Below are 19772 nucleotides of genomic sequence, written 5' to 3' on the forward strand. Positions count from 1 at the left end.
CGCGGTGAGTGCCTCATGACCCCAGAACAGGCTGCCGCCCTAACCGAGTATCCCGAGCTGCAGCGGCTCATCGACCTTCGCGGCGCGGGCTGGATGTTTCTGCCCACCGTCGTTGACGGCGAACTCGTTGAGGTGCATGGCGTGCGGACCTGGCCGGAAGGGTGGGCGGACGCCCTGCGTGTCCGCTACACCACCGACGCCGCCGGCCTCCGCAACGACCACACCGGCGGCGTCACCTGGCAACGAGAGGGCACCCTCACCGAGGTCATTGATGGCCTCATCTCCCTGCCTGTCCCCAGCGACCGCCTCGCGCCCCGGCTCGTCATCGCACGTCGCCCTCTGCCATGGACCGCATAAGCCACAACTTCGCCGTACGCACCGACCAGTTGGCGCTCCGGCCCAAAGCCCGTGTCACGCAGAATCCGAGGAACGCCGCTCAATGCCCTCCCCAAATCTTGATCACGCGCTCACGGCCGCGCAGCGCGCGATCGATCTCGCCGTCCAACACGCTCTGAGCCACCAGCCGACCCACATCACCACCAAAGGCGACCGCGATGTCGTGACCAACATCGACGTGGCAGTCGAAAACCTCATCAGGGACCGGCTGAGCAACTGGGATCCCGCCGTCGGCTTCGTGGGCGAGGAAAACGGAGCCTCCGGCAACGAGAACACCTACTGGGTCCTCGACCCGATCGACGGCACCATCAATTTCTCCCACGGCAGCCCGCTGTGCGCCATCGCCCTCGGCCTCGTCCACGACGACCAACCGCTGCTCGGCGTCACGGCCGTCCCGTTCCTCGGACACCGCTACTGGGCCGTCACGGGCGAAGGCGCCTACCGAGACGGGGACCCCATCACCGTCTCCACGACCGCCAGCCTCGACAACGCGCTCATCGGAATGTGCGACTACGGAAGCGGACCCGACGCCAGCACCCGCGACCGGCTCTGCAGCGACCTCGACCAGCGTCTGACCGGCCAAGCCCAAGGAGTCCGCCGCCTGGGCACCACCGCGCTCGAACTGGTCTGGGTCGCCGACGGCACCCTCGACGCCAGCATCCTGTTCGGCAACCGCGCCTGGGACACCGCCTCCGGAGCGATCATCGCGCGCGAAGCCGGCGCCCTCGTCCTCGACGCCGACGGCAGCCCACACTCCACCCGTTCACGTTGCACACTGGCGACCACGCCCGCGCTCGCAGAGGCGCTCCTGCCGATGATGGAGGTCGCCCGCAATACGACCTACTGGCCGCAGCCGGCGGGCACCCCGTGAACGCCCCGCGAGCGCTACTGCCCGAGCACCCCGAACCGGAGTACGCGACGTTGGACCGCGACACCATCCCGCACGACCTGCTGACCGAGCTGCGCGCCCTGCACCGAGAGCGACCTGAAGCTCTGGACACGAACCTGTCGGAGTACGGTTTGATCCCGATCACCGGCGGCCGGAACAACCGCGTCTACCGCTGGAGCAGCCCTCGCGGCCCGGCGTGCCTCAAGCTCTACCGCACCGACAAGCGCGACCGCGCCCGCTGCGAATGGACCGCCCTGCGGCACCTCGCCGACCACGGCGTCAACGCCACGTCCACGGCGTTGTGGCACGACCCGCATCCCGAACTGCCCGCCGTCGGCTTGAGGTTCGTACCCGGACGGCCCATCACCGCGCTGGACAGGCCGAGCACCGCCCTCCCCGCGATGGTCACCGCCCTCGACCAGATCCGCCAGGTTCCGCTCGGACCGTTCGCCAGCCTGGGCCGACTGGACTCGGCGAGCGACTTCATCCGGCGCATCACCACGTGGCCCGAGCGACTCCGCCAGTACCCCGACGAACCGCTCAGCCGCGACATGGCCGCGATGATCGGGACCTGGCACGACCGCGGCGACGCCGCCGTGGCTCGCCGAACCGGCCCCACGTGTGCTCTCCCACGGCGACGGCAACCTCGACAACTGGCACTGGCACGACTTCATCGGCACCATCTACGCCCTGGACTGGGAATTCGCAGGACACTCCGACGCTGCCTACGACGCGGCGGAACTCATCGAGCATCCCAGCGCGCGTGCGATCGACGACGACCTGTGGCTCGCGCTCCTTCCAGAGCTCGGGGTCACCGACGGCCAGGCGCGCCGCCGTTTCGTCGCCGCGCGCCGCACCGCCGCCCTGCGCTGGTTGGCCGTCCGGTGGAAACGACGCGACACCAATGCGTCCGCACTCGAGCAGCAGCTACACCGCACCCGAAGCCTGATTACAGGCGACCACGGATAGCCGCCATTCCAGCCCACGCAGAGGTGCCCCGATGACGAAGAAAACTCGAGCCGTCTTGAGCGCTCTCCTTGCCGAGCCGGACAAAGAACTGTACGGCCTGGAGATCTACGAACGAACCAGGCGAATGCCCGGAACGACCTACCCGATCCTCCTTCGATTGCAGACCGCAGGGTTGGTGTGCTCCCGCTGGGAAGACGCTGACCCAGCCAACCCCGTCGGCCACGTCGCCGCTACTACCAGCTCACTGACCAAGGGTTTGTTGCTGCGCCAGCGAAGCTGGCCGAGGTGACTGGGCCTGATTGGACTTCTACGCCGCTGGCTCAGGTCGATGCCACGGCCCGCAGCGCAGGTCGCCACCTCGGTCACGTCCGCGAGGAACTAGACGTCGGGATGGCGGTCGCGTGGATTGTGGCTGGCTGCGCATTCGGTTCACTACTCGTTGCGCTGCTGGCGTTCCTGGCAGTGGCGCAAGCGCGAGCATGGCGCGCCAACCGGCAAGTCTACTTTCGACCACCTGCCCTTTCGTCCGCACAAGTCCGATGGGCGAACGAAAAACGGCTAAGTGACGATCCCGAAGCGACGCTGATCATCCCCGCCGATCATCCGGACTACATCAGACCCGTTGGCTGGCAAGCGTTACGTGTACGACACAGGACTTGACCGTTTCGCGTCGGGCCAGGTCGTCTCGTTCATTGGGACTCGGACAGGTCCATCGTTGCCGCCAACCCGCGCATATGTCCACCTACAGCTGGGATAATCCGCAGGTCACTGCGCTCGCCGCCGCATCGGCGCCTCATGCCCGCCGCATCAGCGCTCTGGAAGCTCTCGCGCATGAACGATTCACTGCGTTGACAGCACGGTAGATCTGACACGACGGACAATAAGGGCGACGACGCCCGGAGAGCGTTGCCGCAACCATGATTGCTCCCAACTACGACACAGGTCTTCGCCCGCTTAGATGGGTGAGGCGTCGGCGATGACCGCGTGGCCGCCGATGCCGCACATGGCGCGCGTGTTCGCCGCTACGCCGACACCGGAGAACCGCTCATCCGCGACCCTCCGGATGAGTATGTCGGGCTGCATCGGTTCGTTCCTGGCGATGACAACCCAACCATGCCAACAGAATTCTTGTTCCCGCCGAAGGGCGACTTGCACGACGCAGTCACCGCGTACCTGCCGCGTGTCGGGAGGCTCGACGACGAGCCACCAGACGAGACCAGTGACGCCGATTTCGCGAACGAGAGAGCCGCAGCGACGCGGGCGATACGGCAGAGCACCGAGCCGAATCTCGGGTTCCTCCAGCGAGTTTTGGACGGTTTGCGACGGCTGTGAGTCCGCGGCCGGCCGTCGTCACCAGGGCGTTTAGCGATCTCAAGACAAGGTCATTCGCCAGAAGGCGCGCCGGACGGCGAACAGGGCAACAGCTATCGGCGGAAGCCACGATGACGGTCGCGCGGCGGAACATTGCCGAACTCCTCGAACCACCGCTCGGCCTCGTCACATTCGAGCGGGATGCGGTAGCTGAGCAGCCCTTCGTAGTCCTTGTCCTGGAACAGAACGTCCTGCAGGGTGTCCCAGTTGTAGTCAGATCGCGAGGCCGGTAGCTCGGTCTCCAAATCCGCGATGAGTTCGTCTTCGTCGTGGTAGAGCCGCTCGGCATCTTGGATCGCTAGGTCGAGCGCGATCTCCTCGGCGGTGCAGGTCGGTGTGGGAAACCGGCCGATCTGGAGATCCGAGCCGAGGTCATCGAAGGCGCGAGCGTAGCGGCGAAGGAGCCATTCGTCCTGGTCGGCGACGCAGGGGACCACCGCGCCCAGCGGGCCGGGCGTTCCGTCGCGGCACAATCCGATCCGGTAGATGTAGTCGTACGCCTCGTCGGCGAGGATGGCCAGTGCATGGCCGAGCACCGCGGCCGTGCGCGGTGTCAGCGTCACCGGGAGGCAGACCTCGCACCCGCCGTCGACGCACTCCGAGCAGCCGACGCAATCGTCACGACACGTCCCGCAGAACTCGCACCGGCCAGGGCAGTTGGTCGTCGGGAACAGCAAAAAGCCACCGTCTCCGACAGTCGGGAGCTGCCGGGCCACTCGCAGGGCCGCCGGGTCATCGGCGGTGGCCGTGGCCAGGACAGGCAGCAGCGCGGAGACCGCCTTCCGCACCGGATCGGGTGCACCGTCCAGCACCGCTTCCAGACGCCGCTCGGCGGTGACCTGGTGCAGCAGGAAGCCGTTGAGTGCGGCGGCCAGCATGGTGGCCGACGGGGCATCGGAAAAGCTGACCAGCGTCTCGGCCTCGGCTCCATCACCACGATCGATCATGGCCAGCACGCTGTGCGTGGTGGGCGCGTGCTGGGGCACGAACGCCAGGTACGACGTGCTGCTGGCGGACATGGAACTCCTCTGTGCGGTCTCGGGAGAGACCGTATGACCAGGCGTTTTGTCGCGTGCGCATTCGCGGCGCGCGTGTCACGGTAACGAGTGACATGCGGGCTGGTCAGCGGGGTGGCTCATCGGAGCGAACCACCCGGCCGTGGATGATCCAACGGGGTCGGTGGCGCAGGGCTGGCGCCTTGCCACCGCAGGGGTCGACGACTACAAGGGGGTGCATGATCCATGGCCGGCGAGAACGCAGCCAGGCTCGCGGTGCTGATCGACGCGGACAACGCGCGGCCGTCGATCACCGAAGGCTTGCTGGCCGAGGTCGCCAAGTACGGCACAGCGCATGTCAAACGCGCGTACGGCGACTGGACCGGCACGAGTCTCAAGGGGTGGAAGGACCAGCTGCTGGCCCAGTCGATCCAGCCCATTCAGCAGTTCGCCTACACGACCGGGAAGAACGCCACTGACGCGGCGATGGTCATCGACGCGATGGACCTGTTGTACTCGGGTCGCTTCGATGGATTCTGCATCGTCTCCAGCGACAGCGACTTCACCCGACTCGCCGCGCGACTGCGCGAGTCCGGCCTTACCGTGTACGGATTCGGCGAGCGCAAGACACCCCAGCCGTTCGTTGCGGCGTGCGACAAGTTCATCTACACCGAGAACCTCACGTACGCCCACGGTCCCACCGCACCGCCGGAAGCCGTACCCAAGCCGAAAGCCGCCACGGCCGCCGCACAGCTCAAGGCAGACACCGCGCTGGTGAACCAGCTCCGCAACGCCGTCGAGGCGGCCTCTGACGACGACGGCTGGGCTCCGCTCGCATCCGTAGGCAACATCATCACCAAGCAACGCCCGGATTTCGACTCCCGCAACTACGGCTATGCCAAGCTCAGCGACCTGATCACCGCGACCACACTGTTCGAGCTGGATCGCCGTAGCCCCGGCGACGGCAAGTCAGCAGTCATTTACACCCGCGACACGCGACGCCGGTCCGATGAGTAGGCCACGGGCCGCCTGCCGGAACCGACACCCTGGCCTTGATCTTGAGGCCACAGCTCTAGGAAGGCGAAAATGTCTAGCCGCGGACCATTGGACGCCGACACGCTGCTCAGCGGCGACGAGACCGAAGCGCTCCTCGCCCTTCTCTCCGACATCTCTCAAGGCCACGGTGGCGACCCCGGAGTTCGCGACGCGGCGAGCGCAGCGTGGTCGCTACTGGGCAACCGCTCGGCAGCCCAAGGCGGCTACGCGCAAGCTCGCGACGACGGCTACTACACACAACTCCTGGGAAGAATGCAGAACCGGGACCGGCCCTGGCGCACTGCGTGATACCAGTTATCCACGACGTGGACGGATGAGCGAGCGGCAGGTCAGGTGATGTTCTGCCAGCCTGGCCAGCCCCTCCGAAGGGCTGGCGAGGTCTCATCGCCACGGGGCCACAGCCGAAGTCGGTACGAATCTAGCCCCTCGGCACCATCAGCCGCCTCGGTGTAACCGCGCCCCGACACGCGGGCGCGGTAGGTGCCTGCCGGCACATCACAGGGAATCGGCTCACGCCCACCAGACCCCTCGAACCACAGCCTGCCGTTTGGCACGTCGAGGTCGACGTCCACCACCTGATCCCAGGCATCGTCGTCCGCGGGAGGTTCAAGAGACCAGATCTCGATCCGCATCGGCGCGTGGAAATTCCACTGGACCGGGGTCACTAGATCAATCAGCGCATCTGCCACGCCGACGAATCGACCTGACTGCCGCGCGTCGTCCAGTGCTCGCAAGACAGCGTTGTTGCTCGGATCGTCAGCCCAGGGAGCTTGCGCGTAGATGTAGACCTGGCCATGGTTGATCTCGACGTCCAGGTCAGTCGTCACGGTGGGCTGAGTCATCCGCAGGTCAGGTCCTTCGCGATGTCGATCCCCTGGAACGGGCCGGAGGCGATCTGGTCCGGGTGGATGATGACCACGAGGAAGTCATCCCCATCCTTGATCCCGGCTGCACGATACCGGGTGGACAGAGTGCCGCCCTGGCACTGGTTTTCCCGTGCGGGAACCTCATGCTCCTGTGCGCCAGCTCCACCCTGACGAGTAGCAGCGAAGGGGAACTCGTCGCATTGCCCGCCGTGCGGCCTGGGGAAGCTGGCCAGACAGACTTGTTTGCGGTTGGCAGCTTCCGCGGTCGCATCCTTCGTCAGCACGCCTGGCTTGCCCGCTGTCCATGCCGTCGAGATATTGCGTGTGATGAACGGCATTCGCGCCGCATCGAAGATCACGAACTTCAGGTCGTCGCACTGCTGGTCGGCCAGCCCTTGTTGCGGGGTGCATTTGTGCACCTGGGATGCCGCCGATGAGGCGACCATGAACTGAGTCTCACCCGTTCCCACCAACTCTGTGCCGCCGGTGAGACCACTGAACAAGCCAAGAGCCTTGTCTCGCAATCCCGGAACGGCGACCACGGCCACCACAGCAACGATCAGGACGGGTAACAGCAGTCCACCCTTGGTCTTGGTAGCCACAGAAAGATCCTCATTGCTGCTACTGACCGTGACTATCCGCTAACTGGGTGAGCCTCGCTATGTCAGGCAGTCATGCGATCTGGCGCTTGACCAGCAGCCGACTCAGCTCGGACTGGCCGAGTTGGACGACGAGCCGTACGAGCCGCATGACGGCCCCATCCTCAACCGCGTGCGAGCGTCATCCAGTGCGAAGTAGGCCGGCGACGCCGTGATCAACGATCTGCCCACGTCATCGAGCCACCACCTTGCTCGCGCATATGTTCGATAAGGTGAGTCGTGCTGCCGCTGGAGTTGTGCGCCGATGTGACGCCGCTGACGACCGTTATGGGCATCTCACAGCCGCTCGGGTCGATCCGGTCAAAAGACTCAGCTGAGTCCGCTTACCCCTGCTGCTCCTGCGTCCATGGCGCCTGACCAGCGGTTTTGGGCAGATTGACCGCCTTCGGAGGGGTGTTGCGTCAACCCTGGCGTTGCCTCGCCCTCGCATGAGCGGTTGATGCCCGATTTGACCAGAATCCCACGCCCCGAACGTCTCTGCCGATCGCGCCCTGTTCGGATGCGTTCGGCGCCGGTCACACCCCCTCTGACCTGGGGCGACAGACTTTGCTGACCCGCACCCGGGTCACTGCGAGGAGTTCGGCGATCAGAGGAAACTCGGCCGTGCGGTATGAGAACCGAGGCGCGGGCCGCGGACTGGGCCATTCAGGGGGCTTTGCCCAGGACCCGGCGCCTTTGCGGGGGTCGTGGTCGCTCGTTTTGTCGGACTGCGCTACTACTCTCTGTTGAGGCTGGAGTTCGCCACGGGATGGAATCGGGGGTTAGGGACACGGTGGATGTTTTCGCGGTGCGTGATCGACTCGTTGGTGATTACCGCCGCTACGTTGACGGGTTCCTCCGAGTCCGCGACGAGCGGGTCCGCAGTCTGGTCGACCGCGAGCTCGAAGCCGGATTGCTGTGGCCGGAGCCGTGGCTGTCACTCAACCCCGCGTTCGCCGAGGGTGGAGACGTTCAGCAGCTGGTTGCGGACGGGGTATTGCATCCCGAGTGCGTCCGGATCTTCCAGGTGGGGGGCCGCTGCTTGCAACTGCACCAGCACCAACGGGACGCGGTAGCCGCGGCCCAGTCTGGTGCGAGTTACGTGCTGACCACCGGCACCGGTTCGGGCAAGAGCCTGTCGTACCTCGTTCCGATCGTTGACCACGTACTGCGCGAAGGCAGCGGCCGTGGTGTACGCGCCATCGTCGTCTACCCGATGAACGCGCTGGCCAACAGCCAAGAGCTGGAGCTGGCCAAGTTCTTGGGCGACACCGATCGACGAGTGACTTTCGCCCGCTACACCGGCCAGGAGAGCGACGAGCAGCGGGAACGGATCCTCCAGCATCCACCGGACGTGCTGCTGACCAACTACGTGATGCTCGATCTGCTGCTGACCCGCCCGGATGAGCGACGCCGGCTGGTCGATCAGGCTGGGGAACTACGGTTCCTCGTGCTCGACGAGTTGCACACCTACCGCGGTCGTCAGGGCGCGGACGTCGCGATGCTGGTCAGGCGTGTACGCGATGCGTGCGGCAGCCCCTCGGTCCAGTACGTCGGCACTTCCGCGACGCTCGCCGGGCCGGGCACGTTGGATCAACAGCGTGCCGCGATCGCCGAGGTCGCCGAGCGGTTGTTCGGCACGCGCGTAGAACCGCAGCACGTGATCGGCGAGACACTGCGCCGGGCCACCCGCAGCAACCCCGACCCGGACGACGACGCCCTACGTGCCGCCGTCGAGAACGTGGGGGGCGCCGAGGATCTCCGAGACGATCCATTGGCTGCGTGGGCCGAGTCCACATTCGGCGTGACGACGGTCGACAGGCGACTCGTCCGCCAACCTCCCACCAAACTGTCCGACGCGGCCACGGACCTGGCTCGTCGCACGAAGCTGGATAGCGACACATGCACGGCAGCGCTGCGACAGGTGCTGCTGGCCGGCGCCGAACAGCTCGACGATTTCGGCCGGTCCCTCTTCGCGTTCCGCCTGCACCAGTTCATCGGCAAGGGCGACACTGTCTACTGCTCGATCGAGCCAGAGGCCGACCGCTATCTCACTACCCGCTATCAGCTCGCGGTGCCGGGCCGCCCGGACGCTGTTCTCGCTCCGCTCGCGTTTTGCCGGGAATGTGGCCAAGAGTACCTGTCGGTCATCCGCACATCGGACGGGTTTCGGCCCCGGCTACCCGACGACGCGGCAGGCGATGCCCGTGCTGGCTACCTGTACGTGGACACCACGACGCCGTGGCCCACTGACATGACCGAGGTGATGGAGCGGCTTCCCAATGGATGGCTGGTCGGTCGTCCCGGCGCGGAGCAAGTCGATCCGACTAAGGCTGACCACCTGCCGGACCGGGTATTGGTGCAGCCGGATGGACGCGAGGATGTGCAAGGGCATGGCGGTGTCCCTGCTGCTTTCGTGTCGGCGCCCTTCCGATTCTGTCTGCGTTGCCGCGTGTCCTACGAATCCGCGCGTCAGCAAGACTTCGCGAAGTTGTCCAGCCTCGGCTCCGAGGGCCGAAGCTCAGCGACGACGGTGTTGGCTTCGAGCCTGGTGCGTGCGCTACGGGGGGAGGAACTCCCCGACGACGCGCGGAAGGTGCTGTCCTTCACCGACAATCGCCAGGACGCCTCACTACAGGCAGGGCACTTCAACGACTTCGTCCAAGTCGGACTGCTACGCAGCGCGCTGCACCGGGCGGTGACCGACGCCGGCCCGGATGGGCTGCGACACGACACGATGGCCAGCGCGGTCGTTCAGGCGCTCGGGCTGCCGCGCGAGGAATACGCGCTCCAACCGGAGGTGCGTGGGCTGGCACGGCAAGAAGCCGAACGGGCACTTCGTGAAGCGGTCGCCTATCGGCTCTATCAGGATCTGCAGCGTGGCTGGCGGATCACGATGCCCAACCTCGAACAGTCGGCCCTGTTGAGGATCGACTACGTCGCATTGGACGAAGCCTGCACCGATGCGGAGGTCTGGCGCGGTGGCCTGCTGGCCGATGTGTCCGCCGAGCAACGCGAGTCCTTGGCCCGTGTTCTGCTGGACGAGATGCGCCGTTCGCTGGCCATCCGGGTGGCAGCCTTGACCGCCGACGGCTTCGAGGTCGTGCGCAATCTCTCTGACCAGCACTTGCGTGATCCCTGGACGATCGCGGAGGAGGAGCGATTTCTCGCTGGCCGGGTTTGGCCGCGCTCCCGACGGCAGGACGACACTAGGGGCGATGCGTTCATCTCCGGCCTGTCTGCCTACGGCCGGTACCTGCGCCGCCAGTTGCGGGGAGACGGGCCACGGATTTCAGCGGCCGACACGGAGCTGACCATCGTCGGAATGCTCGACGCGCTGGCGCTCTACGGTCTGGTCACGGTCGTCGAGGAAGATCGGGGAGAACGCGCGTACCAGCTCACTGCGGCTGCACTGCGATGGTTGGCTGGCGATGGCGTTACGCGCGCCCCGGACCCTCTGCGCAGCGCGCCGGGTGAGACCGGCGCCGTTCCCAACCCGTACTTTGTCGACTTCTACCGCACCCTCGCAACCGGGTTGACGGGATTGCGGTCGGCTGAACACACCGCGCAGGTCCCAGCCCCGATCCGCGAACAGCGCGAGGAAGCCTTCCGTCATGCTGGATTGCAAGCCCTGTTCTGCTCTCCGACGATGGAGCTAGGCGTTGATATCGCCACGCTGAACGCGGTCGTGCTCCGCAACGTTCCCCCGACCCCGGCCAACTACGCCCAACGGTCTGGCCGCGCAGGTCGTGCCGGACAACCCGCGATCGTAGTCACCTACTGCACCACCGGTAGCGCGCACGATCAGTACTACTTCCACCGCTCCGAGCGGATGGTGGCTGGCGCCGTCGCACCGCCACGCCTCGACCTTGCCAACGCCGACCTCGTGCGCTCACACATCCACGCGATCTGGCTTGCGGAGACACACCAGCCGCTAGGAAGGTCCTTGGTGGAATTGCTGGACGTCGGCGGTGACGACCCCAGTCTGGAACTCGACCCAACAGTGCGGCACACCATGTCAAATCCCGCCGCAGCTGAACGGGCGCTGCGTCGGGCTCGCCAGGTGCTGGGCACCGTCGAGGAGATTGCCGACGCGCCGTGGTTCGACGAGGACTGGATCCGGCGCACAGTCGAAGAGGCCGTCGAGGAATTCGACCGCGCCTGTGACCGCTGGCGCGATGCTTTCCGAGCGGCGCGCGCAGAAATGGCGGCGGCAAACCGGGTACTCACCGACGCCGCTGCATCGGCTGATGCCGTCAACAGTGCCAGGGCGCAGTATCTCGAAGCCGCCACCAAGCTGAACCTGTTGCGCAACGAGTCCGATGAGCTGGGCTACAGCGACTTCTACAGCTACCGCTACTTCGCCACCGAAGGGTTCCTTCCCGGTTACTCATTCCCCCGGCTGCCCGTGTCGGCATTCATCCCCGCGCGAGCGGGAGGCCGCCGCCGGGAGGGGGACTACCTTTCACGACCGCGATTCTTGGCAATCAGCGAGTTCGGGCCGGGTGCCTTCGTCTATCACGAGGGCGCCCGCTACGAGGTGGTGAAGGTGTCGCTGCCGTCTCGCGGCGATGCTGACGGCCGGCTAGCACTGGAGCGAGCCAAGCGCTGCCAACACTGCGGCACGCTGTGGAACGACTCCGATGACCGGTGCACCATCTGCCATGCCGACCTCGGAGCATCCGTCCCGAACCTGCTGCGCATGACCACCGCGACCACCCGCCGCCGTGAGCGCATCTCCTCTGACGAGGAAGAACGCCGCCGCCAGGGCTTCGACTTGGTCACTGCGGTCGGGCTGCCGACTACCGGACCCGATGCTCGACGTGAAGCTCGGGTGGTGACCGCGGATGGGCGCGAGCTCGCGCGGCTGACCTACGCCGACACCGCCACCATCCGCAGGATGAACATCGGTCTGCGGCGGCGAGCCCCTGGCACGCCCGACGGCTACTTCATCAACCCCACCACCGGACGGTGGGAGCCACGGCCCCGACAGAACCGCCAAGGACGCGCCGCCGCCGCAGCGGCGGGTGTGCCACCCGAGTTGGTCATTCCGTTCGTCGAAGACCGCCGTAACACCCTGGTCGTGCACTGGTCGGACCAGATCTCCCCGGAGCGGCTGGCCACCTTGCAGTGGGCGCTCAAACGTGGCATCCAAGCCGGGTTCGACCTCGAAGACAACGAACTCGCCGCCGAAGCCCTGCCCAATAACCGAGAACGACGCCGCATCCTGTTGTACGAGTCCGCCGAAGGCGGAGCCGGTGTACTGCGCAACCTCGTCGCCGGCGAACATTACGACCTCGGACTCGTCGCCCGTGAAGCGCTCGACATCTTGCATTTCGATCAGGACGGTCACGACCGAGGCTCCGCTCAACCCGGCACCGAGCGCTGCGAACGGGCCTGTTACGACTGCCTGCTGTCCTACGGCAACCAACCCGACCACATCCTGCTTGACCGCCACTCGATCGTGACGATGCTGCGAGACCTGGCCGATGCCACCACCGTCCCTGCGGCGCCCGCTCCAGGCACCGTCGCGCCCCTGACCCCTCCCAACGGCACGACGAGCGACCACCCGTTCATTCAATTGCTACTTGCCAGGGGTGCGCGGCTCCCGGACGCCACCGACGTATTCGTCGAAGACGCACAAGCCCGACCGCATTTCGTGTACGACCTGGATATCGGACGGTACGGCGTGTTCATCGACGACGACCAGAACGACCCCTTGACCGACGAGGATGCCGAGGAACGGCTGCTGGCCCGCCCAAGATGGCACGCTCTGCGGCTCCGCGCGGGCGAGGACTGGGCTGCGGCCATCGACAGGATGCCGACCGTTTTCGGAGGTGGACGTTCGTGAGTTGGGCAGCTGGTTCCCTGGTGCGAGCCCGTGGCCGCGACTGGGTAGTGCTGCCCGACAGCACCCATGATCTGCTGCTACTGCGACCTTTGGGCGGCGGTGCGGACGACATCGCCGGGGTTTTGCCCGACCTCGAGCCAGTCGAATCCGCGACCTTCGCACCGCCGGACCCAGACGACCTCGGTGACGCGGTCAGCGCACGACTACTCCGCAGCGCGCTACGGCTGGGGTTCCGTTCCAGCGGTGGCCCGTTCCGCAGTCTCGCACAGATCGCCGTGAGCCCCCGCTCTTACCAACTGGTGCCGCTGCTGATGGCGCTGCGCATGGGCACGGTACGGCTTTTGATCGCCGACGCCGTCGGTGTCGGCAAGACCATCGAAGCCGGACTCGTTGTGGCTGAATTGCTCGCCCAGGGCAGCGTTGACCGATTCACCGTCATGTGCAGCCCCGCGCTGGCCCCACAGTGGCAACGGGAACTGGCCGACAAGTTCGGGCTCGATGCCGAACTGGTACTGCCCTCCACCGCCGGACGCCTGGAACGCGACCTTCCACCTGGAGAGTCGCTGTTCGAGCGTTACCCGTACACGGTGGTGTCCACCGACTTCATCAAGTCGACCAGACGCGCCGACGAGTTCATCCGGGCTTGTCCTGGGCTAGTGATCGTCGACGAAGCCCACACGTGCGTCGGTGCCGCCGACGGGCGCACCGCTCGCGCCAGTCAGCAGCGTTACACATTGTTGTCTCGTCTGGCCGCCGACCCTGACCGGCATCTATTGCTGCTTACCGCAACCCCGCACAGCGGCAAGTCAGAAGCGTTCCGCGCGCTCCTCGGGTTGCTGGACAGGTCTCTCGCGGAGTTGCCCGAAGACCTGTCCGGCGATGCGCGCCGCCGAGACCGTGAACGCATCGCCCGCCATGTCGTACAACGCCAACGCGGCGACATCAAGACCTACCTCGACGAAGACACCCCGTTCCCCACCCGCATCGCTTTGGAGGACACCTACCGGCTGACGCCGGACTACCGAAAGCTGTTCGACCAGGTCTTGCGCTACGCACGCGAGACGGTGCGCGACTCGGCCGGAGGCCCGGTGCACCAACGGGTCCGCTGGTGGTCGATCCTCGCGCTGCTCAGGGCCATGGCCTCATCACCGGCCGCTGCCGCCGCGACCCTGCGCAATCGCAGCGGCGAAGACGACGTGACGAGCGTTGAGGAAGCCGATATCCGAGGCCAGGCAGGCGTCCTGGACCTCCCGGACGAAGACGAAGCCATCGACGGCCGAGATACCACAGCCGGGGCGCTTCCCGCGGAAGACACCCCACGGGCGCGCCTTCTGCGCCTGGCCAAGGATGCCGATCGCCTGCGTGGCGCTCGGGACGCGAAACTCAAGAAGGGCATCGGGCTCGTCCGCGACCGAGTCGAGGCTGGCGACGCCATCGTGGTGTTCTGCCGCTACATCGCCACCGCCGAGTACGTCGGAACAGCGCTACGCCAAGCCCTACCGGACGTCGAAGTCGCCTGGGTCACCGGCGCGCAACCACCGGAAGAACGCGAACGCCGCGTCGCCGAACTCGGCAAAGCCGAACGCCGCGTCCTCGTGGCCACCGATTGTCTGTCCGAAGGCGTCAACCTCCAAGACCACTTCACAGCAGTCTTGCACTACGACCTGTCCTGGAACCCCACTCGCCAGGAACAGCGTGAAGGCCGCGTCGACCGATTCGGACAACGTGCCACCAACGTCTACGCAATCACCTACTACGGCGAAGACAACGGCATCGACGGCCTCGTCCTTGACGTGCTGCTCCGCCGCCACCGCGCCATCCAAGCCGACACCGGGGTCGCCGTTCCCATCCCGCAAGACAGCGATGCCGTCCTCACAGCTGTGCTGGAAGGCGTGCTGCGTGCCGAGACCGGCGGCCAACTCCAACTCGAAGGGGTCGAGGAGACCGCGCGCACCAGTCTGCACCAGCGGTGGGATGACGCAGCTCAACGCGAGAAACGCTCCCGTAGCCTGTTCGCCCAAGAACAGATCAAACCTGATGAAGTCTCCCGAGAAGTCGACGCTCTCCGCGCCGCGCTCGGCGGCCCGGCCGAGACCGAAACCTTCGTTGTCGACGCCCTCAGCTCGCTGAGAGCCACCCTGACCACCACACCTGATGGGCACATCGCTGCGCTGGACGGGCTGCCCATCGCCCTGCGGGAGGAACTCGGAGGCCCCAGCGATCTTCCGCTCGTGCGAACCCCACCCGCACCGGACGGCGGGGCCGTACTAGCCCGTACTGACCCCACCGTCGAAACCCTCGCACGCTACGTCCTCGACACCGCACTCGACCCCGAAGCGGGCACCGACCGTCCCGCCCGGCGATGTGGCGTGCTCCTCACCGACGCCGTCGACACGCGCACCGTGCTGCTCCTGCTGCGCTACCGCCTGCACCTGACCCTGCCCACCGCAACCGAACGACGCTCAATGGTCGTGGAAGAAGCACGCCTGCTGGCCTATCGCGGCACTGCTGCCGCCCCCGAATGGCTGCCCGACCAGGAGGTCACCGCGCTCCTGGATGCGCGGCCCGCAGGCAACGTCCCCCGCGACCTCGCCGCCGAAGACATTCGTCGCGTTCAAGCACGCCTGGACCGACTTACCCCGCACCTGAACGACGAGGGAGACCGACTGGCCGCAGAACTCCTCGCCAGCCACCGCCGAGTGCGAGAAGCCGCTGGCAGCACCGGCGCACTCATCCGCCGCGGACTCACCGTGACGGCCCAACGCCCCGCCGACATTCTTGGCGTGTACCTCTACCTGCCCGCGGGGATCTGATGCGCACTCACACCGTCAGCACCATCCGCACCGTCGGCGGTCTACTTCCGCCCGAAACCCTCGAAGCCATCACCACCGGCGAACTCGACGGACTCAAACCCAGCACCTACGGCCTCGCCGAGTCCGAAACGGTGCGCGAAGCGGCCAACCGCTCATGGGAACGACTCCGGGGAGCCTGGCTGGCCTTCCGACGCACCGTTCCACCCGGCGAAGATCCCGGCCATCAGGTCGAAACCACCCGCTCCCAATGGCTCCGCGTCCTCTTCGACGAACTCGGCTATGGACGCCTTCCCGCCGTCCCCGCAGGCGGCCTCGCCGTCGCCGACACCACCTACCCGCTAAGCCACTTGTGGCAACGGACTCCGCTACATCTGCTCGGAGTTGGCGTCAACCTCGACCACCGCACACCCGGAGTGCCCGGCGCCGCCCGCCAAGCACCGCACTCCATGATGCAAGAACTCCTCAACCGCTCCCAGGACCACCTGTGGGGCATCCTCACGAACGGGCTCGAGCTACGCCTGCTGCGCGACTCGGCAGCACTGGTCCGCCAGGCATACGTCCAATTCGACCTCGCCGGCATGCTCGACGGCGAAGTCTTCGCCGACTTCACCTTGATGTGGCAGCTCTGCCACGCCAGCCGCGTCGAACCGCAACCAGACCCGTCAGCCGCCCCCAACACCTGCTGGCTAGAACGGTGGCGCGAAGATTCCACCACCCGCGGAACCCGTGCCCTCAAACGCCTTTCCGCCGGAGTCAGGCAGGCACTCAACATCCTCGGTGCTGGATTCCTCACCGCAACACCCGCGCTCCGGGACCAACTGCGCCAAGGCACGCTCACCCCACGTGACTACCACCGGCTGGTGCTGCGTGTGGTCTACCAACTGCTCGTCCTGTTCGTCGCCGAAGACCGCAACCTCCTCCACCACGACAAAGCCACACCCGAACAACGACGACGGTATGCCCAGCACTTCTCCACCGACCGACTACGCCGCAAAGCCCAACGCCGCCACACGACCGAACGCCACACCGACCAATGGACCGCACTTCGCCTGATCACCCGCGGCCTCGGCAACGAAGAAGGTCTGCCGGCGCTCGGCCTTCCTGGACTCGGCGGCATCTACGACAAGGGTGCGCTCGGACCTCTGGAAGACGCAGCCCTGACCAACCGCGACCTCCTGGCCGCCGTCCGTGCCCTGTCCCTCACCCGCGACGAGACCGGCATGGCCCGAGCAGTGGATTACCGCAACCTCGGCGCCGAAGAACTCGGCAGCGTCTACGAATCACTCCTCGAACTCGTCCCAGACTACGACGCCGCGACCGGCTGCTACACACTCGACGTAGCACCAGGAAACGACCGCAAGAAGACCGGTTCTTACTACACCCCCTCGGACCTTGTCGATGTCCTGCTCGACGAGACGCTGAAACCGGTGCTCGACGAAGCAGCAAGAAGCCCTGACCCCGAAGCCGCGCTACTGGCCATCACTGTCTGCGATCCCGCCTGCGGCTCAGGGCATTTCCTCGTCGCCGCCGGCCGACGCATCGCGCGGCGTCTCGCTGCGCACCGAACTGGCGAGGCCGAACCTGCTGAACCCGCGCTTCGCGACGCCATGCGCGACGTCATCAGCCACTGCCTCTACGGCGTCGACCTCAACCCGCTCGCCGCCGAGCTAGCAAAAGTGGCGCTCTGGCTCGAAGCCCTCGAACCAGGTCGTCCCCTGTCCTTCCTCGACGCCCACATCAAGGTCGGCAACGCACTACTCGGGACAACGCCGGAACTCATCGACAACGGCCTTCCAGAAGCAGCCTTCACGCCCCTTCTCGGCGATGACTCGGCCACATTGTCGAAGCGCAAGCGCCGCAACCGCGATGAGACCATCCACTCCGAACAGGTGGAGCTCGTATTCGGTGCACCATCGCAAGACTTCGGCAGGGCGTTCCAGGAGCTGGCTGACGCCCCTGAAAACACATTGATCGACGTGCACGCCAAGGCTGCTGCATGGCAGGCCGCGGAAGAAGAACCAGCACTGGCTCAAGCCCGACTAGCGGCCGATGCCTGGTGCGCCGCCTTCCTTTGGCACCACCAGCCAGAGGCCGTTCCCGGTCCCACTGCGGGTGACATCCGCCGCATCACCAACCAGGGGTCATCCGGGATCACGTCCGACCAACTCGACCAGGTGCGCCGACTCCGCGACAAGTACCATTTCTTCCACTGGCATCTTGAGTTCCCCGACGTGCTACCCGAAGGGTTCTCGTGCATCCTCGGCAACCCGCCATGGGGAAAACTGAAGCTCAAGGAGCAACAGTACTTCGCGGTCAGCGCCCCTGAGATTGCCGAAGCCGCCAACGCAGCTGCCCGCAAGAAAATGATCAGCAAGCTCGAGGCAGCGCGGCCCGCTCTATGGAGCCTTTACCAAGCGGCCGTTCGAGACGCAGATGCAGCGAGCCTATTCGCCAGAGGCTCTGACCGCTATCCGCTCACAGGACACGGCGACATCGACACCTATGCCCTGTTCGCTGAAACCTCGCTAGCTCTCACCTCCAAACGAGGACGCCTTGGCGTCGTGCTTCCGACCGGCATAGCCACTGGCGAAACTACAGCGCCGTTCTTCCGTCGGCTCATAGACAGCAGCACCCTGGCCGCCTTCCTTGACTTCGAGAACGAAGCAAAGATCTTTCCCGGCGTCACCAACAGGTTTCGCTTCGCGGTCCTCGTCGCCACGGGCGGTCAAGCTATCCCAACCGCCTCCTTTGCATTCTCCACCCGTCACGTTCATCAGATTGGTGACCGACGGTTCTCGCTCCAACCGTCTGAGATCCTCCAAGTGAACCCCAACAGCGGAACCAGTCCGATCTTCCGGAGCCGACGCGACGCAGAAATCACCATCGGCATCCACGGTCGCCTTCCCGTGCTGTGGCACGACAAACTCGCCGACGGAAACCCGTGGAACGTCTCATTTCAGCGGATGCTGGACATGGCGAACGACTCGGGTAGTTTCCGTGATGAACCATCTCTACGCAGCGAAGGCTGGCAACCCAACAACGGCGCGTTCATGCGAGGCAATGCGACAATGCTTCCGCTGTACGAAGCCAAGATGACACACCACTTCGACCATCGCTACGCCACCTATGCTGAGGCCACACAGGCTCAACTCAACAAGGGCACGCTGCCAAGGCTCACGCCCGAGCAACACGATGACCCAGGCTCTGTTGCTTGGCCGCGATACTGGATCCCTGCGGCTGACGTTGACGCCGCGCTGGCCGGAAGGTCACCCAACCATTGGTTGCTCGGTTGGCGAGATATCGCGAAAGATACTGATGAGCGGACACTAATCGCAACAGTTATCCCGCGCACCGCCGTAGGCCACAAGTTCCCGCTTGCCCTGCCCGGAGAGAAGCCAGTTGCTGGACTTCAAGCCAACCTGTCCGCGCTCGTTCTCGACTACTGTGCCCGCCAAAAACTCTCCGGAGCCTCAGTTATCTACTCGCTGGTCAAGCAACTCCCCGTCGTTCCACCGTCCGTCTACAATGCCGCTGCTCCGTGGCAGCGCGGCAATGCGGCGACGTTGGCGGACTGGGTGGTTCCGCGCGTCCTGGAATTGTCGTACACGGCATGGGACCTCCAACCATACGGACAGGACCTCGGTGACGACGGACCTCCGTTCCGATGGAACGAGGAGCGACGCGCACAGTTGCGCGCCGAGTTGGACGCCGCATACCTGCACCTGTACGGACTTGATCGAAGCGACGCCGAGCACGTCATCGACTCGTTCTTCGTCGTGCGCAAGAACGAGGAACGGCAGCACGGCGAGTTCCGTACCAAAAGGCTGGTACTCGCCGCCTACGACGCGATGGTCGAAGGCGAGTTCGTCAGCCCGCTCGATCCCGCGCCCGGACAGGGACAGCGCCACCCGGACCGGAGGTCGTAGCC

At 65.8% G+C, this 19772-nt stretch carries 13 protein-coding genes; 10 read left to right on the top strand and 3 right to left on the bottom strand.

The window, feature by feature from the left end:
* Nucleotides 1–15: 15 nt before the first annotated feature.
* The 5 genes from MZC64_RS10200 (at nucleotide 16) to MZC64_RS10220 (ending at nucleotide 3586) form a co-directional block, all read left to right on the top strand.
* A complete protein-coding gene (locus tag MZC64_RS10200) occupies nucleotides 16–357 on the top strand; it encodes a hypothetical protein (RefSeq protein ID WP_247763173.1) in 342 nt (113 codons plus the stop codon).
* A gap of 82 nt (nucleotides 358–439) precedes the next feature.
* A complete protein-coding gene (locus MZC64_RS10205; RefSeq protein WP_247763174.1) occupies nucleotides 440–1267 on the top strand; it encodes an inositol monophosphatase family protein in 828 nt (275 codons plus the stop codon).
* 639 nt (nucleotides 1268–1906) lie between these two features.
* A complete protein-coding gene (locus tag MZC64_RS10210) occupies nucleotides 1907–2254 on the top strand; it encodes a phosphotransferase (protein WP_247763176.1) in 348 nt (115 codons plus the stop codon).
* Between the two features lie 31 nt (nucleotides 2255–2285).
* Entirely contained in the window at nucleotides 2286–2543 is a 258-nt protein-coding gene (locus tag MZC64_RS10215; RefSeq protein WP_247763179.1) for a helix-turn-helix transcriptional regulator, read from the top strand.
* A 695-nt stretch (nucleotides 2544–3238) separates the two neighbouring features.
* Nucleotides 3239–3586 (top strand): hypothetical protein, encoded by a 348-nt coding sequence (locus tag MZC64_RS10220; protein WP_247763181.1) that lies wholly within the window; start codon nucleotides 3239–3241, stop codon nucleotides 3584–3586.
* A gap of 92 nt (nucleotides 3587–3678) precedes the next feature.
* On the opposite strand, the gene MZC64_RS10225 is transcribed toward MZC64_RS10220, so the two are convergent.
* A complete protein-coding gene (locus tag MZC64_RS10225) occupies nucleotides 3679–4644 on the bottom strand; it encodes a hypothetical protein (RefSeq protein ID WP_247763188.1) in 966 nt (321 codons plus the stop codon).
* A gap of 222 nt (nucleotides 4645–4866) precedes the next feature.
* On the opposite strand from MZC64_RS10225, the gene MZC64_RS10230 reads away from it, so the two are divergent.
* Both MZC64_RS10230 and MZC64_RS10235 read left to right on the top strand, forming a co-directional pair.
* Nucleotides 4867–5637 (top strand): NYN domain-containing protein, encoded by a 771-nt coding sequence (locus MZC64_RS10230; protein ID WP_247763190.1) that lies wholly within the window; start codon nucleotides 4867–4869, stop codon nucleotides 5635–5637.
* 87 nt (nucleotides 5638–5724) lie between these two features.
* Entirely contained in the window at nucleotides 5725–5964 is a 240-nt protein-coding gene (locus tag MZC64_RS10235; RefSeq protein ID WP_247763192.1) for a hypothetical protein, read from the top strand.
* Between the two features lie 41 nt (nucleotides 5965–6005).
* Here MZC64_RS10235 and MZC64_RS10240 read toward each other — a convergent pair whose 3' ends face one another.
* Together MZC64_RS10240 and MZC64_RS48585 are read right to left on the bottom strand one after the other, a co-directional pair.
* A complete protein-coding gene (locus MZC64_RS10240) occupies nucleotides 6006–6518 on the bottom strand; it encodes a hypothetical protein (protein WP_247763194.1) in 513 nt (170 codons plus the stop codon).
* Nucleotides 6515–7144 (bottom strand): NucA/NucB deoxyribonuclease domain-containing protein, encoded by a 630-nt coding sequence (locus tag MZC64_RS48585; RefSeq protein ID WP_247763195.1) that lies wholly within the window; start codon nucleotides 7142–7144, stop codon nucleotides 6515–6517. Before MZC64_RS48585 ends, MZC64_RS10240 begins: the two co-directional genes overlap by 4 nt.
* 829 nt (nucleotides 7145–7973) lie before the next feature.
* Between MZC64_RS48585 and MZC64_RS10250 the strand changes: the two genes are divergently transcribed.
* Genes MZC64_RS10250 through MZC64_RS10260 form a run of 3 tightly spaced genes read left to right on the top strand, consistent with a single transcriptional unit; the run spans nucleotide 7974 to nucleotide 19770 of the window.
* Entirely contained in the window at nucleotides 7974–13031 is a 5058-nt protein-coding gene (locus MZC64_RS10250; RefSeq protein WP_247763197.1) for a DEAD/DEAH box helicase, read from the top strand.
* On the top strand, nucleotides 13028–15844 hold the full coding sequence (locus tag MZC64_RS10255; RefSeq protein WP_247763199.1) for a helicase-related protein: 2817 nt from the start codon (nucleotides 13028–13030) through the stop codon (nucleotides 15842–15844). Before MZC64_RS10250 ends, MZC64_RS10255 begins: the two co-directional genes overlap by 4 nt.
* Nucleotides 15844–19770 (top strand): Eco57I restriction-modification methylase domain-containing protein, encoded by a 3927-nt coding sequence (locus MZC64_RS10260; protein ID WP_247763201.1) that lies wholly within the window; start codon nucleotides 15844–15846, stop codon nucleotides 19768–19770. The genes MZC64_RS10255 and MZC64_RS10260 overlap by 1 nt, the downstream gene beginning before the upstream one ends.
* Nucleotides 19771–19772: the final 2 nt, after the last annotated feature.

Source organism: Crossiella sp. S99.2, assembly GCF_023094165.1.
Taxonomy (GTDB): domain Bacteria; phylum Actinomycetota; class Actinomycetes; order Mycobacteriales; family Pseudonocardiaceae; genus Crossiella.